17 protein-coding genes and 1 pseudogene are annotated in these 26,097 nt (G+C 54.1%); 8 read left to right on the forward strand and 10 right to left on the reverse strand.

Annotation, left to right across the window (positions count from 1 at the left end):
• The 5 genes and pseudogenes from L1D47_RS14060 to L1D47_RS14080 all read right to left on the reverse strand — a co-directional run.
• Positions 1-139: pseudogene (locus tag L1D47_RS14060) on the reverse strand (IS4 family transposase); the annotation flags it as partial.
• 735 nt (positions 140-874) lie between these two features.
• Positions 875-1,453: a lipid-binding SYLF domain-containing protein gene (locus L1D47_RS14065; protein ID WP_239885691.1), complete on the reverse strand. Its 579-nt coding sequence runs from the start codon at positions 1,451-1,453 to the stop codon at positions 875-877.
• 121 nt (positions 1,454-1,574) lie between these two features.
• On the reverse strand, positions 1,575-3,653 hold the full coding sequence (locus tag L1D47_RS14070; RefSeq protein WP_239885693.1) for a S9 family peptidase: 2,079 nt from the start codon (positions 3,651-3,653) through the stop codon (positions 1,575-1,577).
• A gap of 101 nt (positions 3,654-3,754) precedes the next feature.
• Positions 3,755-4,633 carry a hypothetical protein gene (locus L1D47_RS14075; RefSeq protein WP_239885695.1) on the reverse strand — a complete coding sequence of 293 codons (879 nt, stop codon included), beginning with the start codon at positions 4,631-4,633 and terminating at the stop codon, positions 3,755-3,757.
• A 167-nt stretch (positions 4,634-4,800) separates the two neighbouring features.
• Positions 4,801-5,202: a nitrous oxide-stimulated promoter family protein gene (locus tag L1D47_RS14080; protein WP_239885716.1), complete on the reverse strand. Its 402-nt coding sequence runs from the start codon at positions 5,200-5,202 to the stop codon at positions 4,801-4,803.
• Positions 5,203-5,522: 320 nt separating this feature from the next.
• Here L1D47_RS14080 and L1D47_RS14085 point away from each other — a divergent pair, with 320 nt between their 5' ends.
• The 6 genes from L1D47_RS14085 (at position 5,523) to L1D47_RS14110 (ending at position 10,523) form a co-directional block, all read left to right on the forward strand.
• The gene (locus tag L1D47_RS14085) at positions 5,523-6,338 is read left to right on the forward strand and encodes a hypothetical protein (RefSeq protein ID WP_239885697.1); all 816 of its coding nucleotides are present in this window, start codon (positions 5,523-5,525) and stop codon (positions 6,336-6,338) included.
• Positions 6,339-6,628: 290 nt separating this feature from the next.
• Entirely contained in the window at positions 6,629-6,937 is a 309-nt protein-coding gene (locus L1D47_RS14090; RefSeq protein ID WP_239885698.1) for a hypothetical protein, read from the forward strand.
• A 17-nt stretch (positions 6,938-6,954) separates the two neighbouring features.
• Entirely contained in the window at positions 6,955-8,409 is a 1,455-nt protein-coding gene (locus L1D47_RS14095; protein ID WP_239885700.1) for a protein adenylyltransferase SelO, read from the forward strand.
• A 70-nt stretch (positions 8,410-8,479) separates the two neighbouring features.
• Complete coding sequence (locus L1D47_RS14100) at positions 8,480-8,785, forward strand: DUF3630 family protein (RefSeq protein ID WP_239885702.1); 306 nt, start codon at positions 8,480-8,482, stop codon at positions 8,783-8,785.
• A complete protein-coding gene (locus tag L1D47_RS14105; protein WP_275661461.1) occupies positions 8,782-9,783 on the forward strand; it encodes a serine/threonine protein kinase in 1,002 nt (333 codons plus the stop codon). Before L1D47_RS14100 ends, L1D47_RS14105 begins: the two co-directional genes overlap by 4 nt.
• A gap of 128 nt (positions 9,784-9,911) precedes the next feature.
• Positions 9,912-10,523: a thiol:disulfide interchange protein DsbA/DsbL gene (locus L1D47_RS14110; protein ID WP_041511812.1), complete on the forward strand. Its 612-nt coding sequence runs from the start codon at positions 9,912-9,914 to the stop codon at positions 10,521-10,523.
• Between the two features lie 230 nt (positions 10,524-10,753).
• Here L1D47_RS14110 and hemE read toward each other — a convergent pair whose 3' ends face one another.
• Positions 10,754-11,818 (reverse strand): uroporphyrinogen decarboxylase, encoded by a 1,065-nt coding sequence (gene hemE, locus L1D47_RS14115; protein WP_041509832.1) that lies wholly within the window; start codon positions 11,816-11,818, stop codon positions 10,754-10,756.
• Positions 11,819-12,295: 477 nt separating this feature from the next.
• Here hemE and rsd point away from each other — a divergent pair, with 477 nt between their 5' ends.
• Positions 12,296-12,763, forward strand: coding sequence for a sigma D regulator (gene rsd, locus L1D47_RS14120; RefSeq protein WP_239885704.1), 468 nt, complete (start codon positions 12,296-12,298; stop codon positions 12,761-12,763).
• A gap of 366 nt (positions 12,764-13,129) precedes the next feature.
• On the opposite strand, the gene acnB is transcribed toward rsd, so the two are convergent.
• On the reverse strand, positions 13,130-15,727 hold the full coding sequence (gene acnB / locus L1D47_RS14125) for a bifunctional aconitate hydratase 2/2-methylisocitrate dehydratase (RefSeq protein WP_239885706.1): 2,598 nt from the start codon (positions 15,725-15,727) through the stop codon (positions 13,130-13,132).
• A gap of 412 nt (positions 15,728-16,139) precedes the next feature.
• Here acnB and hxpB point away from each other — a divergent pair, with 412 nt between their 5' ends.
• The gene (gene hxpB, locus L1D47_RS14130; protein ID WP_239885708.1) at positions 16,140-16,799 is read left to right on the forward strand and encodes a hexitol phosphatase HxpB; all 660 of its coding nucleotides are present in this window, start codon (positions 16,140-16,142) and stop codon (positions 16,797-16,799) included.
• Between the two features lie 255 nt (positions 16,800-17,054).
• Here hxpB and L1D47_RS14135 read toward each other — a convergent pair whose 3' ends face one another.
• The 3 genes from L1D47_RS14135 to L1D47_RS14145 form a co-directional block, all read right to left on the reverse strand.
• Entirely contained in the window at positions 17,055-19,109 is a 2,055-nt protein-coding gene (locus L1D47_RS14135; protein ID WP_239885710.1) for a M13-type metalloendopeptidase, read from the reverse strand.
• A 132-nt stretch (positions 19,110-19,241) separates the two neighbouring features.
• On the reverse strand, positions 19,242-21,455 hold the full coding sequence (locus tag L1D47_RS14140; protein ID WP_239885712.1) for a patatin-like phospholipase family protein: 2,214 nt from the start codon (positions 21,453-21,455) through the stop codon (positions 19,242-19,244).
• A 97-nt stretch (positions 21,456-21,552) separates the two neighbouring features.
• The gene (locus tag L1D47_RS14145; RefSeq protein WP_239885714.1) at positions 21,553-26,010 is read right to left on the reverse strand and encodes an EAL domain-containing protein; all 4,458 of its coding nucleotides are present in this window, start codon (positions 26,008-26,010) and stop codon (positions 21,553-21,555) included.
• Between the last annotated feature and the right edge of the window lie 87 nt (positions 26,011-26,097).

Raw genomic sequence — 26,097 nt, forward strand, 5'->3', positions numbered from 1 at the left:
GACGACCTAAAGCGGTCAATGTAAGACGGTCTGAATCAATGAGAGCCCGGCAGGCAACCATGAGGGTATTTAGACGCTTTTGGTGAATTTCTGGGCAATGTTGATAGAGGGATTGATGTAAGATAGTTAATGCTTGCACCTTGGAAGTCCGTGATTGTTTTTTGTTTGCGCTTAATCAGATCACATTCCAAGGTGTAAGTTCACTCTAATTTCATGATTTATCTCAAAGTTATCAGGGGATTCCTCAGCGCTTCGCTTGGGCAGCTCCTTAGCAAGGCGTTATCCCAGAGAAATTTTTATTCGAAAGCCAAATTTTTGCGCGGTAAGCCTAACGGGCCTTTATCCAAATGAGCTTCTGCTTTTGATTGTCCGGTGAGGATCAAAATCGGTCAAATCGAAGAGACGATAGATACCAGTGTAAGCACGCTTTTGGCTCTCGGCGGCAAGGACGCCGCCGTGAAGCCTCCAGGGACGGAATCTCGGCGTGCCAAAAGCGTGCTTGCACAAAAGGTCGTTCCTTTACATTCCTGTAATCACGACATTGGCGCATCCATGCGCTGCACCTGCGGCAGGCAATTGATACACCATGAAGCCATGGTTCAAAGTTAACCTTCCAAATATCAAAATAAGTTTGATGCTCAGTTAATAAGCCTTTCGCTGAAATGTAGCTAGATACTCTAGTGCCGCACCTGCGGCAGGCAATAAGTTCACCACGAAGCTATGGTTTCAAATCCCCCTTATAAACCCCTAAGCAGGTCGACGCTTCACTCCGAAAAGCGCAGAATAATCTCCATTACCAAGCCGATTATCGAAAATCACCCTGAGATGGGAAAGAAGAAAGGAGGGAGCCATCTGACTCCCTACCAGATGCCGACTATTTGGGTTCGAAGGTAAAAGATTGCCCTGCCAGTGCGGCCTCATACATCAGGCCACCTTTGGCGGCGGTGAAGATCGCCATGCCGTTGATGTAGGCGGCGCTGGCGGCCTTGTTGCTGCCGGACTTGCCTGCGCCCGCCGAGTTACCCGTGGTGCCCACCTGGGCGTTGGCGCCGACATTGATGGCGACGGCCGAGGCGGTGGCGCCAAACTCGAAGCTGCCGCTGGTAAATTCTTGATAGGATTTGGCATCCTTGAAGAAGATGATCTCGCTATAGGCTTGTCCGCCGAGCTGAAAGCCGATGGAGAGTTGAGACAGGCTGGAGTCGCCGGTATGCACACCGCCCTTGTAGACCCGCCCCTTACCGTAGGCGGCACCTATGCCGATACCGCCCTTGCCGACGGTGGGGAAGACGGCGTAGCCATAGGCAGAGTTGAAGAACTTCTGGGTGTCGGGGGCTTTCTTGAAGTTGGCGATGGTTTCGCTATAGCTGTCGGCGGCGAGTGTCATGGGAGACGTCAATAATCCCAATGCAACACAACAGCTTAGAATTAAGGTAGACAGATACTTTTTCATGATGACCTCCATTGATTTGGATGGTTCTAGCATAGTCCTCCTGAAGTGGGATGAAAATTAATTTTGCATAAAAAAGCGCCAATATTGGCGCTTTTTCGTCTGGTGTCAGCTCGGGTTCAGTTTATTTGGCTTCGTCCTGGTTTTTGCCCAGCACATAGTGCTCGAACCACAACTTGTCCCAATCCATCTTGGCCTGTCTGTGCTGGTATTTGCTTAGACCATGGCCTTCATCCGGATAGACCACTAGCTCGACCGGCACATTCAGGTAGTGCTTGAGGGCGCGGTAGAGGCCTTGGGCATGACCCAGGGGCACACGCTGATCGTTTTCACCTATGTGGATCAGGGTCGGTGTCTTGATCTTGTCGGCGTGGGTCAGCGACGAGCCATGGGTATAGGCCTCTGGCTTCTCCCAGGGCAGGCCCTGCATGAAGTTGATCACATGGCCTGGGGTGTCCTCTAGCATCCATTGCAGACGCTGGTCGAACACGCCGGCGCCTGAACTTGCGGCCTTGAAGCGGTTGGTGGTGCTGATGAGGGCGTTGGTGAGGTAGCCACCGTTACTCCAGCCCATTACCGCCATCTTGTCACCGTCGGCGATGCCCTGGGCGATCAAGTGATCGACGCCGGCCATGATGTCGGCCACCTCGATCTCATGCTCCTGGCCCACCAGATCCGTGAGGAACTTGTCGCCATAGCCGGTTGAGCCGCGGTAGTTAGGCGACAGCAGCGCCCAGCCGTTGGCGGTGAAGGTCGAGCGGCCGTAGGATCTGTGTTGCAGCGCATAGGGGGTGGCCGAGGTGGGGCCGCCGTGGATCTGTACGATCAGCGGCAGCGGGCCATCGCTCTTCTTATAGCCTGCGGGAAGATCTAGGATCCCCTCGACCTGGCTGCCGTCGGGCGCGGTCCATTTCACCACAGAGATCTCTGGCAGGATCCAGCTGTCTGTCTGCGGGTTGATGTTGGTCAACCGCTTGTATTTGGCCTTCTTGCTGGCGGCATCGGCGATGAAGAGATCGCTGAAATGATCCAGGCCGTTGTGGCTGAAGGCCAGCTTCTTGCCGTTGTGGCTGAAGCTGTAGCTGCCCATGACCAGATCGCCCGCCAGCACAGTGCGTGTGTCGCCTTGTGCCCGGCTATCTATCTCGCTACAGAAGAGTTTGACCCTGGCATGGTCGTAGCCGCGATAACAGAGTTCGTCGCTGCCCGGACGCCAATGGATGTCGCTTGAGTTGAAGGTGACATCGCCCTCAGCCTTCACCTGGATTGGCTTGGCCTTGTCATCCCCAGGCTTAACCACAAACAGCTTGCCTGGGTGGCCGTCGAAGTCGATGCGAAACGCCAGGCGTTGGTTGTCTTCATGCCAAGCCAGGCCCAGTAGCCAGCCGTAAGGTGAGGGCGCCTGCTCGCGCCAGGCGCTGTCTTCCAGCACCTTGTTCTGTTGTGACTGGGTGTTGTACACCTCTATGTTCGACCAGCCTTCGAGGTTGACCAGTTCGTTGTCCTGGGTGGTGATACGGGCGATCTGGCTGGCGTCCTGGTTGACGCTGAAGTGCCATACCACCTTGTCATCGTCCAGCAGCAGGCTCTGTTGGTAGTGCTCGAGATCTAACTTGTAGAGCGGGTTGGTGGTAACCTTGCCGTGGCCATACTTAGGTGCGCCATGCTTGGTGCGGACCTTGGCCCAGATATCTTTGTCTGTGGTGCTCTTGTTGGCGAGGAAGTAGAGGCTCTTGCCGTCTTGGCTGAGCTGAAACGCTTTTACCCCTTCGGCCTCTTTGGTGACAGGCACGGCCTCTGTGCTGCCAAGGGCGATTCTGAACACCTGCGGCTTGCCGTTGTAGGGTGCCTTGTTGTCTTCACGGCTCTGCTTGACCAGGTAGTAGATGGCGCTGCCGTCCGGGCTCCACTGAGGGCTGGATTCGCTCTCGTTGGTGAAAGTCAGGCGGTTGGTCTTGCGTGACTTGGTGTCGATAAGCCAGAGATCTTTCTGCGCCTTGTCCAGCTCCTTTTCCCAGCGGGACTCCAGCCAGAGTGCGTGTTTACCATCTGGGCTGAGCTGGACATTGCCCATGTTGCCTATGGTGAAAAAGTCATCCGTGGTGATCTGGTGAGTACGCTCGGCGGCCAATAGGTTGCCGCTTAGTCCCATGGCGCCTGCACAGAACGCAGCCAATACGGTGAGTTGATATCCCCTTCCCATCTTGATCCCTTCTCTAGTGATTGCTTGAGTATTTCTTGTTAATTGAGGTGTTTAAGCTCGGATACATTAACGCAAAACCGCCCTGGTATAAATTGGGTTAATTATTTTTTGTCGGAATGCATCAGTTGTTGCAGATAATTGAGTTCTTCGGCGCTCAGCAGCTGACGGCTGCTGTTTGGATGAGCTTGGGCTTGTAGGTCTGGGGAGAGGCGGCCCCTGAGATAGGCCGACATGGTGATCTGTTTGAGGCCATAAAGCGCCAGCAGGTAGAGGCTGAGGAGCATAAACAGCCGGGTACTCGCCTGAGCCGCCAGGCTGACCTTGTCGCCCAGCAGGTAGGGCATGATGACTAAGGCCATGCGTACCAGCCAGTTGGTCAACATGGCCAGCGTCAGGGCCAGCAGCCACCTGAACTTGATATCCTTGAGGCTGTCTTGATGGGCGCGGTGTACCCGTCCCTTGAAGCGGCGCAGCAGGCGCAAGATGGCATAGAAATAGAGGCCGGTCTGCAGCACCAATAGCAGGGGCAGCAGGGTGCCCAGCAGGGTGACATGGTTAAACTGGGCGAAGCTACTGGTTGCCAGTAGCCGGCGCATCTCGCTGCTGAGCAGCACGCTGAGACCAATCAAGAGTACCAAGATGATAGCCGGCGCAAAGTGCCGCGACAGGCCGACCGCCCCCTTGATGTCGTGCAGGCTGCGGTAGCAGTAGAGATAGAGCATAGGCATCATCAGGAAATAGGCCGGAATCAGCAGGATAAACAGCTGTTGCAGCGGCAGCGGGGAGTTGTCTTTGTTGAGCAGGCCGGTAAGAAAATAGAGCGCCAGCAGGCTGAAGATGGCGCCTAGCAGCTTGTGATTGTCGTTGCGGTCACGGTAGAGATATCTGAGGTAAAGCCCGAGGCCGATACAGTGCAGGCCACCCAGCAAGGAGAGCCACCAGTATCCTTCGAATAACAAGCCGTGAGAGTGCGTATCCATAGCCTCATTGTTGACCCAAAATGGCGCGTGAAGCAAGCCTGAAGTGGGATTTCAACGTGAAATTCCTCTATGAGTTACGGCACTGATCTCACCTTGGAAATAACGGGTTAATTTGAAGTGATATAGGGCATTATCACCGTCATTTATCCGGGGCGTTTCTTTATCACTTAGGTTGACTGTTTCTCTTTGGCTAGGCGTAGATGGCGGTTGGACGCCGCCGCGGGTGGCTTACCCGGCACTGGGCCGCGTTCGGCCCACAGGTGGCGAATTGCCATGATGGGGTGAGGCAGCAACATGCGCGGGCCAGAATAGATCATGATCTCTCTCGCCTTGGCCTTTGGCTCAGGCTTATAGCAATGCACAGGGCACTTGTTGCAGGTGGGCTTGTCCTGGCCATAGGGGCAGCGATCTAACCTAGTGTGGGCATATTCAAGAAACTCGCTGCACTCTGGGCAGTTGGGCACATCGCCCTTGGCTGGGCAGTGGTCCTTGCAATAGATATGTACCATGGCGGCGATCGTCTTGAACTCTCGCAGCAGCTTACCACTTAGGATCTCTTGGCTCATGATATATCCGACTCATTTACTAGGTTATAACTAGCCTAGCCCGAGGGAAGCCGGAACACAAAAGCAAGGCGTGAAACTATGAAGATGCGCACAAAATGCTATTTAGTGCCCGCCATGTTTGACCTAGGGATATGAGCAAGGAAAGGGGGATTTTTGCCCCCTAAGCATGATTTTACCGGCTGTTTTTGATACCCGAGCGAAAAAGAGGTATAAATATTTGATTTATAGCAAGAGAATCGACTAATAATATCGGTTAATATCTAGACATATTTGCGATATGAAACTGCCTGATACTGGGCGCGATTAATCAACGGTGGATGATAATGAAATATATAGCCATTATTTTGCTGGTAGCGGTGGGCGTTTACCTGTACAAACGAGCGCAGCGACTGGCACAGGAAGAGAAACAAGCAACCCAGAAACCGGTTGAGAAGGTAGTATCGGGCGAAGCCGTGGATGTGCCGAGCCAGGAAGCGGAGAAGGTGGTCTCGACGCCAGCCGACGAAGGTGTCACCTTTGAGCATGTCGAGCCTGCTGAGCCGGTAGAGAAGGCAGAAGCCGTTGAGGCTGTCGAAGAACCGGTCGAAGTGGTTGAGGCTGCTGAAGAGACTAAGCCGGTCGAAGTGGTTGAGGCGGAGAAAGCCCCCGAACAGGCTGCTGCAGAGCCAGAGCCAGAGCCAGAGCCAGAGCCAGAGCCAGAGCCAGAGCCAGAGCCAGAGCCAGAGCCAGAGCCTGCCTTCAAGATGCTGGCGGTGACCGACGAGTCCTGGGCCAATGACAAGCTGACGGCTTCCTTGGCCCAGTATCGCGCCGAGCCTGAGGCAGAGGGTAAGCATGTGGCCCTGCTGCAGGCGATTGCCGAGTGTTACAAGCAGCGCAAGCAGGAAGATTACCGTGAATATGGCGCGGCATTGTCGCCTTATTATCAGTCGCTGTTTGCGGCCCTACCTGAACCTACCAAGGAAAAGGGGGTTGGCTTCATGCAGTTGGCCACCCTGCTCAACGACTGTGGTGACTTCGATGGTGCGATCAAGACTTGTCAGGCGGCCATAGGCTATGGTCTCAGCGACGGTACAGTCACCGGCTTCGAGGGGCGTATCACCCGTATCGAGAAGGCCAAGGCCAAGGCGCAGTCCTAGGCAGTAATCTACTGCACTTCGGCGATTAGCCGTGTAAACTAATCAAACAATACTAAAGAGGCGAACTGAGTGTCGCCTTTTTTATGTCTGGAACATTTATGCCATTTGCCCAGGGATGGAAAGAAAATGGCGTTATGTCTGGAACATTTATGCCCCATCCGTAGGATGACTGGTAAGTGCCCCAGGGATGGAAAGAAAATGGCGCTATGTCCGGAACATTTATGTCTCTGGTCTATAGACCATAATCGCGTTCGTTTAGATTGGATAATCTGAGGTAACAGGAGATCAAAATGCGCAGCATGATGGCATTCGCGGCGTTACTATTAACTATGACGGCTTGTACCCAGGTGCCACAATGGACACTCTTCTATTATCCTGATGTCGAGCCGGGCGCCGCCGAGGCGTTACAGCATCAGGGAGAGCTGGATCAGCATATTTCCGGCTATTATCAGGAGCTGGAGCAGTGTCTGGCCAAGGGCGCCGGTATGGTGAAGCTGAGTCAGACGGGGAGCGGCAGCTATCTCTGTGGCGAGCGTTGCCAGCGAAATGAAGCGGGCGAACTTAAGTGTCAACGCCTGGAAACTCGGGTGAGCCTGTAAAGCATAAGAGTGAGCCAATGAAGTTTAAGCAAGACTATTTCGAGCAGCTAAGCGGGTTTTATTCTCAGGTGAACCCGCAAGGGCTACCGCGCCCGCAGTGGCTGGCCTGGAGCGAAGATGCCGCCAGGCTGATCGGTCTCGAGCAGCCAAATGAAGACTTGCTCCAGGGGCTGGCGGGCAATCAGGCGATTCCGGGCGCCAGTTATTATGCTCAGGTCTACAGTGGTCATCAGTTTGGCGGCTACTCGCCCCAGCTTGGCGACGGTCGCTCCATCATACTGGGTGAGGCCGAGGGGCCGCAGGGTTACTGGGATGTGGCACTCAAGGGCGCCGGCATGACGCCTTACTCCCGCCATGGCGATGGCCGCGCCGTGATGCGCAGTGCGGTGCGCGAATTTTTGATCTCAGAGGCGCTGCATCATCTCAATATTCCCACCACGCGCGCCCTGGCGGTGATAGGCTCCGACCTGCCCGTGTGGCGAGAGACTCAGGAGACGGCGGCCATTACCGTGCGTCTGGCGAGGAGCCATATCCGTTTCGGTCATTTCGAGTTCTTCTGCCATAGCGAACAAGGCAGCAAGGATAAGCTCAAGCAGCTGGTCGACTTCACCCTGAGCCAACACTATCCAGAGCTGAGCCGCGATCAGGAGGGTTATATTGCCTGGTTTAACCGGGTGGTGGCCGATACCGCCAAGTTGATCGCTCACTGGCAGGCCGTCGGCTTCGCCCATGGGGTGATGAACACAGACAACATGTCCATCCTGGGTGACAGCTTCGACTTCGGTCCCTTCGCCTTTCTCGATACCTTCGAGGAGGACTTCATCTGTAACCATTCGGATCCAAATGGGCGTTACGCCTTCGGCCAGCAGCCGGGCGTCGGCCTGTGGAACCTGCAGCGCCTGGCTCAGGCTTTAGTCCCTATCATCGCCTCCGATGATCTGATTGCCGCCCTGAATACCTATCAGCATCATCTGGTGCAGGCCTATCTGGTGTTGATGCGCGATAAGCTGGGCATCAATCTCTCTGAGTCGGCAAGCAGTGAACAGGATGAGGCCGACCTACAGCTGATTGGTGGCTTTACTCAGCTGATGGAGGCGAACCGCTTGGATCATACCAACACCTGGCGCCGTTTCGCCCAGCTGGACCCGAATAGCCAACACTCGTCCTTAAGGGATGACTTTATCGACCTGGCGGGCTTCGATACCTGGTGTCAGGCCTATCGCGAGCGTCTGGGCCAGGTGACAGATGTGGCACACTGGCAAGCGGCGAGGGCAAGAGTAAACCCTAAGTATGTGCTGCGTAACTATTTGGCTCAGGAGGCGATTGTCGCCTGTGAAGAGGGCAATACCCAGCCGCTGGCCGATCTACACCAGCTGCTGACACGTCCCTTCGACGAGCAGCCGGATAAGGAAGCCTACGCCAAGCGACCACCCGAGTGGGGCCAGGGACTTATCATGTCCTGTAGCAGTTAGCCGCCTGAGACCGCCGCGTTTGGTTTTAGAAGAATCAGTTTTAAGAGGCAGGGAGTTCCCTGAGTAAGTTATGAACCAAGAGTTGAAGATCAGCGCCATCAAGGTCGAGTCCCAGGCCAAGAGCCTCTCTATCCTGGCCGATGTCGATTTTGACCGTTTCGATCCTTTTGCCGAGGCTTTGGTTAAGGCCTTGGATTGCCGGGTGATCGAGCGTCACTGGGGCGCCGATAGGCATCAGTGGCTGCTGGAGTTCGAGGGCAGCCTGTTGCAGCTGAATTATGAGTTTTACGGTGATGTCTGCTGGCTGTCGGTGGAGCGCGACGATGAGGTCGAGGTGCTCGTCTATCTGGCCAGCCTATTGGAGTCACAACTATGACAACGTCGATGCAAGGGGCAGGGTTTCATTTTCAGGCGTTGACGCCGGATCTCATCCTGGATGCCATCGAATCTATGGGCATCTACCCAGAGACAGGTCTTTTGGCGCTCAACAGCTATGAGAACCGCGTCTATCAGTTTCGCTGCGATCTGGGTAAGCGCTATGTGGTGAAGTTCTATCGCCCCGAGCGTTGGAGCAACGAGCAGATCCAGGAGGAGCACGACTTCTGCGCCGAGCTGGTGGAGGAGGAGATCCCCGTGGCGGCGCCAGTGATCATCGAGGGGCGCTCATTGCAGGAGTATCAGGGTTATCGCTTCGCGCTGTTTCCCTCCATGGGAGGGCGTGCCTTCGAGGTGGATAACCTGGAGCAGCTCGAGGAGGTGGGGCATTTCATCGGCCGCATTCATCAGTTGGCCAAGCGGCGTCCCTTTAAGCATCGTCAGACACTGACCCCTAAGCTGTTGGGTGACGAGTCTCTCGACTGGCTCAAGGGCTCGGGTCATGTGCCGCCTAGCCTGGAGACCGCCTACTTCACCATAGTGGAGCAGGTGCTGGAGAAGGCCAAAGCCATTTGGCATCACTACCCCTGCGAGGCGATGCGCCTGCATGGAGATCTGCACCCCAGCAACATCCTATGGACCCCAGACGGCCCAGGCTTTGTCGATTTGGATGACGCCAAGATGGGACCTGCGGTGCAGGATATCTGGATGATGTTGTCGGGTGAGCGTTCGCAGCAGACCCTGCAGCTGGAGGTGTTGCTGGAGGCCTATGAGGAGTTCTGCGACTTCGACAATCGTCAGCTGCACCTGATCGAGTCGTTGCGGGCGATGCGTATGTTGCATTACAACGCCTGGCTGAGTCGGCGCTGGCAGGATCCGGCTTTTCCGATGCATTTCCCCTGGTATGGCGAGGAGAAATATTGGGAGCAGCAGATCTTGGCGTTCAAGGAGCAGCTGGCCAAGTTGAACGAGCCGCCGCTCACTCTGATCCCCTATTAGCCCGGTAAACCTGGCTGTAATTTGTAACAGAAAAATGAACTTATCCGCTTGAGGTGGACTCCAAACCACTTTAAGGTATGGTCAATCTATTTGTCATAGTGGTGCTTAGGCACTGGGAAGGAAACATAATGAAAAAAGCGTTATTGGTAGCACTGGCACTCTTAGTTGCCCCTATGGCGGCACTGGCCGCCGATTACAAAGAGGGAGTTCATTACACAGTGATCAACGATGGCCCGGCTACGGCTAAGCCAGAGATCGCCGAGTTTTTCTCTTTCTACTGCCCACATTGCTACAACTTTGCCAAGACACAGGTGCCTAAGATCAAGGCTAACCTGCCAGAAGGCGTGGTGTTTAAGCAGAACCATGTTGAATTTATCGGTCGTGAAATGGGCCCAGAGATGTCTCGTGCCTTCGCCGTGGCTCACCAGCTGAAGGTTGAAGACAAGATGGAGCATGCGCTGTTTGCCGCTATCCACGACAAGAAGCAACGTTTCGTTAGCCGCGACGATATCCGTCAGCTGTTTATCGCCAATGGCGTGGATGGCAAAGATTTCGATGCCGCCGCCAACTCTTTCATGGTGAGCGCACAGATGGCGCAGATGAAGCGTGCGACCGAGAATGCCAAGCTGTCTGGCGTACCTGCCCTGGTGGTAAACGGTAAGTACCGTGTCGAGACAGGCGCGATTAAGTCTTATGACGAGTTGCTACAGATCGCTTACTATCTGACTAGCTTGAAGTAATACCAATCACAGTAAATATGTGATCAGAAATAGCGCAGGAAAAACGCTTGAGAACAAAGCAGGATTTTTAGATAAGTAGTTATTCTACAATTAAAAATACTAATACAGTTATCGAGCGTTTTAACAAGCTAGAATGATTAATTATTTATTACGATTGGTATTAACCATTAAGACAAAAAAATAGCCAGTCGAGTTGCCCCGACTGGCTAGCTTTAACATGTCATTGCCACTTACTTGTGGTATTGCGCCGACAGTTCGTGTACTGACTTGATGAAGGCGCCCGCATGCTCTGGATCCACATGCTGGTGAATACCATGGCCCAGGTTGAATACGTGACCAGAACCTTCGCCGTAACCGGCCAGGATCTGACGCACCTCTTCGTGGATGCGCTCTGGTGAGGCGTAAAGCATAGAAGGATCCATGTTACCCTGCAGGGCAACCTTGTGACCCACGCGGCGACGCGCATCGGCGATATCCACGGTCCAGTCCAGACCCAGTGCATCACAGCCAGTCTCGGCCATCGCCTCTAGCCATAGTCCGCCACCCTTAGTGAACAGGGTGACTGGCACCTGACGACCGTCGGCATGACGCGTCAGACCATCGACGATCTTCTGCATGTAACGCAGCGAGAACTCGCGATAAGCGGTATGAGACAGCGCACCACCCCATGAATCGAAAATCATCAGCGACTGAGCACCGTTTGCCACCTGAGCGTTCAGGTACAGGGTTACCGAGTCGGCCAGCTTGTCTAGCAGCATGTGCAGCGCCGCAGGTTCGGCGTAGGCCATCTTCTTGATCTTTTCGAAGGTCTTGCTCGAACCGCCCTCGACCATGTAGGTCGCCAGTGTCCAAGGTGAACCAGAGAAACCGATCAGCGGCACTTCGCCTTTCAGCTCGCGGCGAATGGTGCTAACCGCGTTCATCACATAGCCGAGCTCATCTTCTGGATCCGGTACGGCCAGCTTCTTGATGGCATCAAGGGTATCGGTTGGACGCTCGAAACGAGGACCCTCACCGGTTTCGAAATAGAGACCCAGGCCCATGGCATCTGGCACGGTCAAAATATCAGAGAATAAGATCGCAGCATCGAGATCGTAACGACGAAGCGGTTGCAACGTCACTTCACACGCCAACTCGGCATTGCGGCACAGAGACATGAAGTCACCGGCTTGTGCGCGGGTTGCTTTGTATTCAGGAAGGTAACGACCCGCCTGACGCATCATCCACACAGGAGTCACATCAACAGGCTGTTTTAGTAAGGCACGTAAATAACGATCATTTTTTAGTTCTGCCATAAGGCTCTATTCCTACGCTTATTGATTTTCGCTGGGACAGTAGTTTAGCATTTACGCGAGTAAAGTAACCTCCATCAGCACATTTATGTGACAAACGCCGCTTGATTATTTTTTTACCCCCGCTTCCCCTCTCTCAGGGTTTGGCCTGGGCCGCAAATTGCCCGCCTCACCCCGCAATTCGTTAGAAAAAAGTTGCACCCCCTCTTTGCCTTTGGTATAAAAAGTCTGCGCTAGCAAGAACAATCAAGAAGCTCGTCGCATCGAGCCCGCAAAACTTTACTCGCCCAGCGATAGATTTCTATCGCTGGGCATTTTATTTCTGCCTCTCTCACCGGCCACTCCCACGTCATTTTGTATACAAAACAAGCAGATTCGACCAGCTGAAAGATCGCCAGGATAGACTAAAAAATGGTTGATCAAAGCGGTGGTTCTCACCTACATTAGAAGTCATAGAAGAACAATGCGATGGGGACCATTATGCTAAAGCAATTGGAACGGGCCGAACAGAAATGGGGTGGCTCCAATACACTGATTGATCAATGGCTGAATCACCGTCGTAAGCTGCTGATTAACTATTGCCAAATTGCCGGGCTGCCGCCCTACGAGACGATAGACAAATCACTTCCCGCCTTCAAAGCGGTCAAAGAGTTCTGTGATCTTCTTGTCGATTATGTGTCCGAGGGGCACTTCGAGGTCTATGACCGCGTGGTCACCGCCTGTGAGAAGAATGGCGAATCCAGCCAGGCATTGGCGCAGACCATAGTCCCTAAGATCAGCGAGACGACGGATCTCGCCCTGGACTTCAACGACAAATACACCAGCGCCAGCGACGACAAGATCCTCTATCAGCTGGACAAAGATCTCTCCTCTCTCGGCGATGCCATGGAGACACGTTTCCAGCTGGAAGATCAGCTGCTTGAAGTGCTGCACAGCAAGTACTCCTAATAGCAGTATCAGTCCTGATGCTTATGTGAATCTCACCTAAGGAAGGGGCGAACAAGTCGTCGCACAGCTCTGGCTTTGATAGCAGCGACAGTTCAAGGCATTCAACTGAGGGCATGCCGAGGCCTGCTGAAGTTGAATAACGCCGAAATGGTGTTGCTATCAAAGCCCCGCAGGGCGAGGCTTACAGCAGTATTTGCTGCGTTACAGTTCTTGCGAAGGACTAGGGCCATTCGCTGCAAACTGTGCCTTGCATCTATCCACTTTAAGCACACGCAGAGCAAGCACGGGACTTATTCGCACCTTCCCTAAGAGCAGACATAAAAAAGGCCAGCTAATCAGCTGGCCTTTTTACATCATCAATCTTGATTACACGGCAGACTGGAAGATCACTTCGGCCGCTTTTTGTGTGTATGAATCGATCTGGTCGAAGTTCAGGTAACGGTAAGTATCGGCTGCTGTCGCATCGATCTCTTTGGCGTACTCCTGATACTCTTCAACGCTTGGCAGACGACCCAGCAGTGCGGCAACCGCGGCCAGCTCGGCAGATGCCAGGTAGACGTTAGCGCCAGTACCCAGACGGTTCGGGAAGTTACGGGTAGAGGTCGACACAACCGTCGCGCCCTCGGCAACACGAGCCTGGTTACCCATACACAGAGAACAACCTGGGATCTCGATGCGCGCACCGACGCGACCGAAGATGGCGTAGTAACCTTCTTCTGTCAGCTGATCACGGTCCATCTTAGTTGGTGGAGCGATCCACAGACGGGTTGGCAGCGTCTTGGCAAACTTGTCCAGCATCTTACCGGTTGCACGGAAGTGGCCGATGTTAGTCATACAAGAACCTACGAACACCTCGTCGATCTGGGTGTCTTTCACCTGAGACAGGAGAACGGCATCATCTGGATCGTTAGGCGCACACAGGATAGGCTCTTTGATCTCGTTCAGATCGATCTCGATCACTTCGGCGTATTCTGCGTCAGCATCGGCTTCCATCAGCTCTGGATTCGCCAGCCACTCTTCCATCGCAGCGATACGACGCTCGATGGTACGACGGTCACCGTAACCTTCGGCAATCATCCACTTCAACATCACTATGTTAGAGTTGAGGTATTCGATGATAGGCTCTTTGTCCAGCTTGATGGTACAACCGGCGGCACTACGCTCGGCTGATGCGTCAGACAGTTCGAATGCCTGCTCAACCTTCAGCTTCTCTAGACCTTCGATCTCCAGGATACGACCAGAGAAGGCGTTGATCTTGCCCTTCTTCTCAACGGTCAGCAGACCCATTTCGATCGCCTTGTGTGGGATAGCATGTACCAGGTCACGCAGTGTGATACCAGGCTGCATCTCGCCCTTGAAGCGAACCAGTACAGATTCAGGCATATCCAGCGGCATAACACCGGTCGCGGCGGCGAAGGCCACCAGGCCAGAACCCGCAGGGAAAGAGATACCGATTGGGAAACGAGTATGCGAGTCACCACCTGTACCTACGGTATCAGGCAGCAGCATACGGTTCAGCCATGAGTGGATCACACCATCACCCGGACGTAGCGACACACCGCCACGGTTCATGATGAAGTCAGGTAGTGTGTGGTGAGTGTTCACGTCCACAGGCTTAGGATAAGCGGCTGTGTGACAGAATGACTGCATGGTCAGGTCGGCACTGAAGCCAAGACATGCCAAGTCTTTCAACTCGTCACGAGTCATAGGACCCGTGGTGTCTTGTGAACCCACAGAGGTCATCTTAGGCTCGCAGTATTGGCCAGGACGCACACCGGTTACGCCGCATGCCTTACCCACCATCTTCTGCGCCAGGGTGTAACCCTTGCCAGAATCGGCCACATCTTGTGGACGTACGAATACGTCAGAGGCTGGCAGACCTAAGGTCTCGCGAGCGCGGTCAGTCAGGCCACGACCGATGATCAGCGGAATACGACCGCCGGCACGGACTTCGTCCAGCAGCACGTCTGTCTTAAGCTTGAACTCAGAGATCACTTCGTCGGTGCCGTGTAGCTTAACCACACCTTCGTATGGGTAGATGTCGATCACATCGCCCATGTTCATCTTGCTCACGTCCAGCTCGATTGGCAGGGCACCGGCATCTTCCATGGTGTTGAAGAAGATAGGCGCGATCTTGCCACCCAGGCAGAAACCACCGGCGCGCTTGTTAGGCACGTATGGGATGTCGTCGCCCATGAACCACAGCACTGAGTTGGTCGCAGACTTACGTGAAGAACCTGTACCCACAACGTCGCCCACGTAAACCAGTGGATGACCCTTCTCTTTCAGAGATTCGATCTCATTGATTGGGCCTTTTACGCCCGCTTCGTCTGGCACTATGCCATCACGCGCGTTTTTCAGCATCGCCAGGGCGTGCAGTGGGATATCTGGACGAGACCAGGCATCCGGTGCAGGTGACAGATCGTCTGTGTTGGTTTCACCCGTCACCTTGAATACGGTCAGGGTAACCTTGTCGGCCAGCTTAGGACGGCTGAGGAACCACTCGGCGTTCGCCCAAGACTCAACCACTTGCTTAGCGTGGGCGTTGCCCGCCTGCATCTTCTCAACCACATCGTGGTAGGCATCGAACATCAGCAGGGTGTTTGATAGTGCCTTAACCGCCAATGGGGCCTGGGCATCATCGTCGAGTTGAGCAATCAGCGGCTCGATGTTGTAACCGCCCTGCATGGTACCCAGTAGCTCAACGGCACGTGCCGATGACAGGATAGGAGACGTTGCCTCGCCTTTGGCAACCGCATCGAGGAAGCCGGCTTTCACATAGGCCGCTTCGTCAACACCTGGTGGAATTCTGTTTTCGAGCAGGTCGAGGATAAATGCCTCTTCACCCGCAGGTGGATTCTTCACTAATTCGATTAATTCGGCCACTTGATGGGCATCTAGTGGCTTAGGGACTACGCCCTCTGCAGCACGTTCTGCGACGTGTTTACGATATGCTTCTAGCACGGCAACATTCCTCTTTGTTTGGCGTTCTAACAGCGAAACTGCACGTCTTCAATTCTGAAGCTCACAGTCAAGCAGGCTCAACCCGTATTTCCGGCCGCATTATACTACAGCTTTGCAAAAGTATGAATCAGATCACACTCTTAGAAGTGAGAAATTACCGGGATTTCCTAGGGTGCCCAGCAAATTAGCCTAGCCCTGAAACAAATGAAATTAGACAATAGTTTGAATACCTAGATAACCTATTGTTATAAAAACAATTAAAGAGTTATCCTAAATTCATTCCAAACGATGGAATTAGTGGCTTTCGCGGGAAAATAATCTTAAAAATTTTCGTATCTCACTCGTAAATACTCGAAGAATTCGCATAATATTCCACTTCCTTCGCCAAAATGAACCAGTAAGGGCCTACATCATGAGCCAAATGCATTTATCGGCCGTCATCTTCGATATGGATGGCGTACTTATCGACTCAGAGCCGAGTTGGCAGGCCGCAGAGTACAAGGTGCTGAGCCAGCTTGGCCTCCCCATCAGTCTCAGCAATACCGAGCAAACCACAGGACTGCGTATCGATCAGGTCGTGGCCTACTGGTATGAGCGCCATCCCTGGGCAGACTATGATAATCAGGCGACATCAGATGCCATAGTGCAGCAGGTCGCAAGCGAGATCCTACGCAGTGGCGCGGCGATGCCAGGCGTCCATAGGGCGCTTGAGGCCTGCCAGCAGCGCGGCATCAAGATAGGCCTGGCCACCTCATCGCCTCAGGAATTAATCGATGCCGTGATGCAAAAGCTGGCCATCGCTGAGTTATTCGATGCCATCGAAAGCGCCGAGGCGCTGTCTCTGGGCAAGCCACACCCAGAGGTGTACCTCAACTGTGCCAAGGCCCTGAATGTCTCGCCCTCACAGTGCCTGGCGGTGGAAGATTCCTTCAACGGCTTGATCGCCGCCAGGGCCGCCAACATGCATACAGTGGTGATCCCCGCGTCCCATGAGGCGAGCCTGGCCAGATGGGCCGCCGCCCACCAGCAGCTGGGCAGTCTCGACGAACTGGCGGACTATCTCGCCCGATAATTCATACCAATCACAGTAAACATGCACAGTAAACATGTGATCAGAAATAGCGCAGGAAAAACGCTTGAGAGCAAAGCAGGATTTTTAGATAAGTAGTTATTCTATAATTAAAAATACTAATACAGTTATCGAGCGTTTTAACAAGCTAGAATGATCAATTGTTTATTACGATTGGTATCACAGGTTTCAGACAGTAAAAAGCCCATCCTAAGATGGGCTTTGTTGCTTTAAGCTGCTTTGAAAGCGAACCTAGGCCTACCAGATCTTGACGCGGTCTTCTTCGCTCAGATACATCTTGTCGCCCGCCTTCACATCGAACGCCTCGTAGAAGGCTGGAATGTTACGCGGCGTGCCCATGGCGCGGAAGTGGCTTGGTGAATGTGGGTCGGTCAGCAGACGACGTCCCAGCTCTTCGTCGCGATAGTTACGACGCCACACCTGCGACCAGCCGATAAACAGACGCTGCTCGCCGGTCAGGCCATCGATCACTGGCGCCTCTTTGCCGTCAAGGCTCAACTTGTAAGAGCGTGCCGCCACGGTCAGGCCACCCAGGTCGCCAATGTTCTCACCCAGGGTGAGGTCACCATTAACAAACTTACCCGGAAGTGCTTCGAAGCCTGAGTATTGCGCGCTGAGCTTAGCACCACGCTTCTTGAACTCTTCTCTGTCTTTGTCTGACCACCAGTCTCTCAGATTACCGTCACCATCATACTTGGCACCTTGGTCGTCGAAACCATGGCTGATCTCGTGGCCGATCACGGCGCCGATACCGCCATAGTTGATCGCATCATCGGCATCCATATTGAAGAATGGAGGCTGCAAGATGGCCGCAGGGAAAACGATTTCGTTCATCACAGGGCTATAGTAGGCGTTAACCGTCTGCGGCGTCATGTGCCACTCGGTGCGGTCGATAGGCATACCTAGCTTGTCCAACATGGTCTTGTATTCGAAATGCGCGTAACGCTGGTAGTTACCCACCAGATCATCGGCCTTGATGCTCAGGTCTGTGTAGTCTTTCCACTTGTCAGGGTAACCGATCTTGTAGTTAAACTTAGACAGCTTCTCTTGCGCCGCAACCTTAGTCTCAGGTGTCATCCACTCTAGCTCGTTGATGCTCACCTCGAAGCCCTTGATCAGGTTCTGGATCATCTTCTCCATACGCGCCTTGGCTTCTGGCTTGAAGTGACGTTTGACGTACTCTTTACCTACCAGCTCGCCGATCACCTGATCCGCTGCATCAACCGCCTTCTTCCAGCGTGGCTTCTGCTCTTCGATACCCATCAGGGTCTTGCTGTGGAAGGCAAAGTGAAGATCGACCATCTGCTTGTTCAGCAGCTCGGCATAGCTGTCCACCAGGTGGAACATCAGGTAGTCCTGCCACTGCTCGACGCTAAACTGATTAAATTGCTTGCCAAATTTCTCGAAGAAAGAGGGCTGACGCACGATCACCTCGGTCACCTTGTTCATGTCGGCGCCGTTGGCAAATTGTGAATAGTCGAAGTTGCTGACTGTCTTCTGCAGGCCAGCGATATCCATCTTGTTGTAGCTCTTGTTGGCGTCACGAGACTGGGTACGCGTCCATTGACTCTCGGCCAGGAAGTGCTCGATCTCGGCCACGTTTTTCGCGGCGCGCTTGGCGTGGGCATAACCGGCGTTATCTAACAGGTCGGTGACATAGCGTTGCAGCGCGGCGCGGTTGGCAACAAACTTAGCATCATCTTTGAGGTAATAGTCGCGATCAGGCAATGTCAGGCCAGACTGATAGAAGTAGACACCATACTGAGTCGACTTCTTAGCGTCGTTATTCACATAGAAGCCCAATGGCATCTGCACACCCGAAACCAGCAGCTTACCCATCTGGCTGGCGACATCTTGGTGGCTCTTAAGCCCCTGGATTTCCGCCATTGGCGCCTTGATTGGGGTCACGCCCAGCTGCTCGGCCAGCTCGGTATTCATGTAGCTGGCGTAAAAGTCGCCCACTTTCTGCTCGCTTGAGCCTTCGGCCTTGTTTGGCTTAGCCGCTACTTCGTCGATGATCTCCTTCAGGGCATTCTGGCTCTGCTCATAGAGTACGGAGAAGGCACCATAGTTAGACTTGTCAGCTGGGATAGGCGTGGTCGCCAACCAGTGACCGTTGACGCTGTAATAGAAGTCATCCTGATGACGCACCTGAGGGTCGAAGTTTTCTTTCTCAACGCCCGACACCTTTGTCGTTTGTACACTCTCTACCTGAGTGGTGTCATGGCTACCACAGGCGCCCAGGCCCAAGCCCAACGCCACAGCCAATGCTAAATGACTGACTTTTTTCATCTCGAATTCCCCGGTTCTTACTTTTATCTTGTTTATAGCCTGATTGCACAGACCTTTGCGAATGACACACTAACACCCCAGCCCCAAGGACTGTAGGGTGATTTTGTAACTTTGTATGACGCCTTAGCTGCCCTACCAGTTCTTACCCAGGAAGAGGAAGACGGTATTTTCGCCATCGTCTGTCCAGCCGTAACCTATGGCCGCCGGGCCTATGGCGGTATCCGTGCCCAGATAGAGGCTGCCGCCATAGATGAGATCATTCAGGCTCACGCTGTCGCGGATCGACCAGACGTTACCCGCCTCGAGGCTAGCGCCCAGATAGAGAGGGTAGTCTGTCATCCCCAACATGTCCCGGCCCAGGTCGTATTGATAGACGAAGGCACCGAACAACTTGTGCGGCCCAACCAAGGCATCCTTATGGTAGCCAGACAAGTTGAGGAAGCCGCCTAGTTCGGAGACATTCACGCTGAAGCCCTCCTCCTTGTCCACCGTTGCCAGCGAGGCGATACCCACGAAGGCATGATTTCCCACACTCAGGGCGCCGCGCCAATCGGCCATGATCTGCAAGGAGTTCTCCGATGGTTCATCGTCAAAGATGTAGGGAGATTGCTCATGGCGGTAGTACATGTTCAGGGTAAAGCGATTACCCGAGGTCGGGAAGCTGATGCTGTCCAAGTCATCGAAACCAAACTTGAGATAGGCGCCGTAGGAGCTAAAATCTGCCCGCCCGTCAAAGGCTGCATTATCGAGATAGCCGGTCTCCCCCATCACCCCCAGCTCTACCACACCCTCCTTGATATAGTTGACGCCAATACCCAACTCGGCGCGATACTTGACCTGCTCGAGCTCCAAGAAGCGGTTATTCTCTTCATACAGGGTCCAATCTTTCTTCTCATAGCCCAGTTCCGCGCGGGAGAAATAGCGCTGATCGGAATCCATGGGCAGATAAAACTCCGAGGCGAGCATCTTCTCATAACCCAGGCGTAGCTCGTTGCGCCACTCGCCACCATAGGCAGTCAGATCTGTCATTGTGTAGGCCACATCCAGTGCCACCACAGAGTCCAGGGTGAAGTCATCCTCCCAGCTAAAGCCAAGTTGGAAATAATTCGGCCCCCAGGACTTGGCCCGGGTCTGTAGGATCAGTATCCGCCCCTCATCTGTATCGACAAACTCGGCGTTAACCCGCTCAAATTTGTCGAGCGCATAGACTTTGTTGATCCCCTGCTCCAGCTTGGTCTTATCAACCACTTCACCCGGCTCGATACCTAAGGTCTCCGCCAAGAGTTTCTCGCTCACCTTAGAGTTGTTGTCGAAGCGGAGCTCGATCACCGGGCGAGACAGATTATAGAGCCAACCCACGCTGGCAGCGTCTTTGTGAGCCTGATAGGCAACATACTGCTCATTGGTCACGGCTAGCTGTTTTAGCCTTGTCATCTGGGCCTGAACCGCCACCTCGCCGAGGCGATAAGCCTCCGGCATGATGGAAAAATCTGTGGTGCTGAGCTCGCCAACCTCTGGACGGATCAAGATATCTTGTGTCGTCAGTAGTCGCTTTTGCTGCTCGGTACTGGCATTGGTCAGCATGGTGGATAGTTGGTTCAATACCGCGATCGTACTCTCTAGCTGGTCCCGCTTAACCAGAGAGGAGCCGATATCCACGGCGATGACGATGTCGGCGCCCATGGCCTTAACCACATCCACCGGCATATTGTTGGCAATTCCGCCGTCAACCACTATATGCCCCTTATACTGCGCCGCCTGCAGCGCACCAGGGACTGTGGCCGACGCCTGCATCGCATCCACCAGGCTGCCGCTGTCGATCACCACGGCGCCACTGGTCTCGAGATCTGTGGCCACGGCGCGATAGGGAATAGGCAAGTCGTCGAAGTGTTCAAACTTATGCACCAGATCCGTCGAGTGCTGCAGCAAGAGCGACATGGACTGACCACGCAACACACCATTAGGGACTTTGACTTGGCTATCGCTGTAGCCGATGTTGAGCGGGATATTGAATCTATCGCGCTGCTGCTTACCACGATAGCTTAAGGCCGCGCGGGGAATGGTATCTGAATAGCCGGCGTTCCAGTTGGAACCCATCATGATGTCTTCGATCTCTTCGGCGCTATAGCCCAGGGCATACATGCCGCCCACATAGGCGCCAATACTGGTACCGGCGATGTAATCGACGGGAATATGTTCCGCCTCTAAGGCCTTAAGCACGGCGATATGAGCCGCCCCTTTCGCGCCGCCCCCGCTGAGTGCCAGACCGATCTTAGGGCGTTCCTCGCTCGTGGCAGAAAAGGTAAGGCTTGCCAGCAGCAAAGAGAGTAGAAAAGGCTTGATCATCGGCGATTCATCTTCCTATGAATAGAGGGACAAGATATTCTAGCAAACATCTTAAAAAAACAAGAAAGTTTGCCCTATCGACGCGATGACGAAGCCGTTATTGTGACTTGATGTAGAGGTATTTCTCGAACTCATCGATAGTCATCGGCTTGGCAAAGTAGTAGCCCTGTATAACGTAACAGCCGCGGCTAAAGACCTGTTCTAACTGCTCCTGAGTCTCAACCCCTTCGGCCACCACCTTCAGCTTAAGGTTACGGGCCAGCTCTATGATACTGCTGGCGATCGCCTGATCCGCCTCGTTATTGGCGATATCGATAAGGAAGGAGCGGTCAATCTTGAGCGTGCTGACATCGAAGCTGCGTAGATAGGCGAGCGACGAATAGCCGGTGCCGAAGTCATCGATAGCGACCTCTATGCCGATCTCCCGCAGTGCCTTAAGGTGATCCTTGGCCACATGCAGCTCTTTCATCAAGACACCTTCGGTGATCTCCAGCCCCAGCATCTTGGCTGGCATGCCCGACTCCTTGAGCGCCTGTTGTACATCTTGAATAAAGTCGGGTTGCCTGAAGTGCACCGCAGAGACGTTAACCGACAGCTTTAACTCATCGCCGAAATGTTCGGCCCACTTGGCCCCCTGAATACAGGCCTGCTTGATCACCCAGCGGTCGATGTCGATGATCAGGCCACAAGACTCGGCCACCCTGATAAAGATATCGGGGCGGATGTAGCCTTCCTTGGGATGATGCCAGCGCAGTAACGCCTCCATCCCGACCACCTTATCGTCTTTGAGAATATCGATCTGCGGCTGGAAGTAGAGCTCAAACTCCTGCCTGTCCATCGCCTTACGCAGCTCCGCCTCCAGCTTGAGGTGATAGAGCGCCTCGGCATTACGCTCGGCCGAGAAGTACTGGAAGTTGCCACGCCCCTCTTCCTTGGCGTGATACATGGCCTGATCGGCGTTCTTAATCAGCACCTCGGGCTGCTTGGCATCATCCGGCCACAGGCTCACCCCAATACTGGTGGAGATAAAGAACTCGCGGCCGTAGAGCTCGAAAGGTTTCTCTATCTGGCGGATCAAGGCCTCGCACAGATGGTTGACCTCATCGATATCGACCATGTCACGCATCAGGATCACAAACTCGTCGCCACCGAAGCGACAGAGGGTATGGCTCTCGCTCACGCAAGATTGCAAGCGACTGGCGGCTTCCACCAGCAAGGCGTCGCCCATGCTATGGCCGTAGGAGTCGTTGACGTTCTTGAAACGGTCCAGATCGAGGAAGATCAGCGCCAGCTTGTCCTGGGTCTGCTCCGCACGGTGAATACACTTGGCCAGACGCGAGGCGAACAGGGAGCGGTTCGGCAGGCCGGTAAGCACGTCATAGTTGGCCAGACGTCGCAGGTCGGCCTCCGTCTGTTTGCGCTCTGTGATATCGGAGAATACCGCCACATAATGGCTGATGGCCCCTCGGTCATCTTTCATGGTCGACAGGTTTAACCACACGGGACAGATTAGCCCCTCGGAACACTGAAACTCATGCTCGCCGGTCCAGGTAATCCCCTGTTCCAGCAGGATGCTGATCTCATCACTCCTGTCTTCGCTGCTATGAACCAGCTGGGAAAAGTATCTGTCGATCAGTTCATCGGCGCTCATCCCCAGGATGCTCTGGGCGGCCTTGTTGGAGACCCTCACCCGCTCATCGGCATCTAAGATAAGCACCCCTTCAGAGGTGTTGGCAAAGGCCTGCGCCAGGAGTTTAACGTCATCCTCCAGTCGGCGCTGGGTCGTGATATCCGTGTAGATACCGGCAACCTTCTTCACCCTGCCGCTGATGGGATCGAACTCAAGGGCGCGTCCTCGCACCCGGGTCCAGCCCCAGGACTCATCGGGGCGACGGTAACGATAATCCACATCCAACCTGTCATCCTGCTTAGAGAGCAGACGCTTCCAGGCCGTAAACACCTTGTCCTGGTCATCGGCATAGATGGGGAACTCATCCATCTTGAGCTCGAAGGCATCGCCCTTGTCAGGGAAGTAGCGTCCGCGGTTTTCCAGCAGAAAGGTTTCGCTCTCGCTGTGCCACTCCCACAACTCTGAATCACTGCCCCGCAGCGATTGACGCAACCTGTCCTCGCTCTCCTTGAGCGCCTTGTTGACCCGTCTGAAGGCTCCGATCTGCTTCTGACGCAGTAGTAGGAAGTAGAGCCCCACCAGCAACAGCGAAATTAACAATAAGCCCCTGAACCAGTCATAGTTCCACCAGTAATCTTCGACCACGAACCGGAAAGAATAGGGGGTCTGCGACCAGACACCGTTTTTCTCACTGAGAATGTCTAAGGTGTAATGGCCTTGCTTGAGACCTGAGACGTTAACCTGCGACTGGCCCATCAGCTGCAGATACTTGCTCTGCTCAGAGCCCTTGCCACGACGCAAACGGTACTGTAACTGAAACGGAATATCGGTCAGATAATCCAGGCTAGTTAACTGGAAGCTGATCAGGCGCGCACCGGGCTCGATCAGCATGCCGGCCTCAGGCACCAGCTTGGTTTCCGTGTTGTCCTCATAAAATACCGAGACAGACTCCATCATGATGCCATCTTCTGCGAGGCGGTTCCGCATCTGGGGCACATCCACTAGGGCGACCCCGTCTGGGCTGCCGACAAACAGGCCAGCACCGGGCTGATAGAAGGCGGCGCCATCGTTAAGTTCATGACTGATAAGCCCGTCCTGCTTCTCGATGACCGTAAGCCCCCCCGTGGTGAGATCTTGCCGCACCAGGGAGTTGGCGCAGCCCAGCACCCGATAACCGGGAAGCTGCTCGATGAAGTAGACGGAGCTGCACTCCACCTGCCAGTTGTCGGTAAGAAAATAGGTCATCCCTGTCTTGGGGTGATACTCCACTAACCCCTTGGGCGAGGTGCCGAGCCAGAGCACTCCAGAGTCCACCTCCTTGATATAGCTGACATCGATAGAGATGTTCTCGTCGGCAAACAGGTCGATACGGGAATAGAAGAGCCCCTTGCTATCGATATAACCAAACAGGTTCTCGCCGCCGATCCACAGCTTGCCGTCGTCCGCCCGATAGATGGAGCGCAGCGGGATCTGATGCAGGATGCCGTCGACCCCCTTGACCTGCATACGAGTTGGCTCCAGACTGCCCTTGTCCCAGTAGAACAAGCCCGTGGCAGTAACGAACCACCAGCGGGAGGCGATCAAAGGATCCTTGTAACTGAAGTAAATCATCTTATTTTCGAGCGAGGTGCGCCCGCCGGTGATCTCGGCAAATCTCTGCGTCTTGTGCGCCTGGCGGTCATAGGTGAACAGGCCATTGGTGGTACCCAGCAGCAGATGCCGTTTATCTAACTCGTTTACCGCATAGACGCTGTCGTTGACCTCCATCTCCTCTGGCAGGTAGGTCTGACTCTTCCTGGCATCACGATCCACCTCGATGAGCCCCTTGTCTGTGCCCAACCACAGCTTATTTTGATCGGCAAAGATGCTCCACACCATCTCGTCGCTGAGCCCATAGGGGGCGTTACGGGTGAAGTTATCCAGCACGAAATCGGGGTCGTCGTCGGCGACGATCGCTAGGCCATCGCCCGAACCGCCCACCCAGACCAGGTCATTGTCGTCCACCGCCAGGTCGTAGATATAATCGAGATCGGCCGCCAGCTTCAGTTCATTGCTAAAGTGCTTTATCTCCAGGGTGTCGGGGTGCCACTTGATCAGCCCCTCACGGCCAGACAGCCAGAGAAAGCCCAGCTTATCCTGAGCCATCTGGGTCACATAGAAGGGGATCTGCTCCACCTTCTCGAGGGTTAACGAGTCGGGGTAGACGCGATATAAACCATTGCTCGAGCCCAGCCACAGACGCCCCGCCCTGTCTTCAAACAGGCTCTTGATCTGGCCCTGCTCCTCTGTCCAGGGGAAGATCCCCCTGAGCATTCCCAGGCTGTCCCTAAGTTGCAGCTCATAAGTCTTACCCACAATCAGCTGGGAGTCGCCAAATTGCGACAACACAAACCAGGGCATATCGGGATCGCTTGGCAGAGCACTGATGAAGGCGAGCGACATCGCCTGGTAGTCCAGACGGTAGAGCTCGCCGACATAGCTGAGCAGCACATAGCTGCCATCTTTCAGGCGGGTGATTGCCTGTAGCCCACTGGGATTAAACTTGGGAAACAGCTCGCGACTTCCCAACTGGACAAACTCATCTTGAACTATGTCGTACAGGTAGGTATTGGCATAGCTGCTAACCAGCAGGTGCTGTTTACTCAGGGATTCGACGAGATAGATATACTCATCTGAGAGGCGAATATGGTTGGCGTCTTTGTCGATGCGCCGCGCCTTAGTATCGCTGACGCGATACAGGCCCTGCTCGGTGGAGAGCCAGGTGTAACCATACTCATCGAAGCTAATGTCGTTTACCGTGGCATTGTTGAGGCCGTCGCGAGCGCTAAAGACCCTCTGTACCAGATCGCCCGCCAAACTTGGCGTGGTAAAGCCAATCATGAATACCAAAAAGCCTAGTAAGCGAAACGCCTGGGTAAAACTCATAGAAGATCCCATTTCAGACAAACAGCACGGCGGGGTTGGGACATAGCGCGATAAACTTATAATTGTTACAAAAATATAATATATAAG

It is taken from the genome of Shewanella sp. Isolate7, assembly GCF_022398425.1.
GTDB lineage: Bacteria > Pseudomonadota > Gammaproteobacteria > Enterobacterales > Shewanellaceae > Shewanella.

Coding starts and splice junctions, on each gene's coding strand:
- L1D47_RS14065 (WP_239885691.1), bottom strand. CDS start 1,453: ATGAAAAAGTATCTGTCTACCTTAATTCTAAGCTGTTGTGTTGCATTG.
- L1D47_RS14070 (WP_239885693.1), bottom strand. CDS start 3,653: ATGGGAAGGGGATATCAACTCACCGTATTGGCTGCGTTCTGTGCAGGC.
- L1D47_RS14075 (WP_239885695.1), bottom strand. CDS start 4,633: ATGGATACGCACTCTCACGGCTTGTTATTCGAAGGATACTGGTGGCTC.
- L1D47_RS14085 (WP_239885697.1), top strand. CDS start 5,523: ATGAAATATATAGCCATTATTTTGCTGGTAGCGGTGGGCGTTTACCTG.
- L1D47_RS14090 (WP_239885698.1), top strand. CDS start 6,629: ATGCGCAGCATGATGGCATTCGCGGCGTTACTATTAACTATGACGGCT.
- L1D47_RS14095 (WP_239885700.1), top strand. CDS start 6,955: ATGAAGTTTAAGCAAGACTATTTCGAGCAGCTAAGCGGGTTTTATTCT.
- L1D47_RS14100 (WP_239885702.1), top strand. CDS start 8,480: ATGAACCAAGAGTTGAAGATCAGCGCCATCAAGGTCGAGTCCCAGGCC.
- L1D47_RS14105 (WP_275661461.1), top strand. CDS start 8,782: ATGACAACGTCGATGCAAGGGGCAGGGTTTCATTTTCAGGCGTTGACG.
- L1D47_RS14110 (WP_041511812.1), top strand. CDS start 9,912: ATGAAAAAAGCGTTATTGGTAGCACTGGCACTCTTAGTTGCCCCTATG.
- hemE (WP_041509832.1), bottom strand. CDS start 11,818: ATGGCAGAACTAAAAAATGATCGTTATTTACGTGCCTTACTAAAACAG.
- rsd (WP_239885704.1), top strand. CDS start 12,296: ATGCTAAAGCAATTGGAACGGGCCGAACAGAAATGGGGTGGCTCCAAT.
- hxpB (WP_239885708.1), top strand. CDS start 16,140: ATGAGCCAAATGCATTTATCGGCCGTCATCTTCGATATGGATGGCGTA.
- L1D47_RS14135 (WP_239885710.1), bottom strand. CDS start 19,109: ATGAAAAAAGTCAGTCATTTAGCATTGGCTGTGGCGTTGGGCTTGGGC.
- L1D47_RS14140 (WP_239885712.1), bottom strand. CDS start 21,455: ATGATCAAGCCTTTTCTACTCTCTTTGCTGCTGGCAAGCCTTACCTTT.
- L1D47_RS14145 (WP_239885714.1), bottom strand. CDS start 26,010: ATGAGTTTTACCCAGGCGTTTCGCTTACTAGGCTTTTTGGTATTCATG.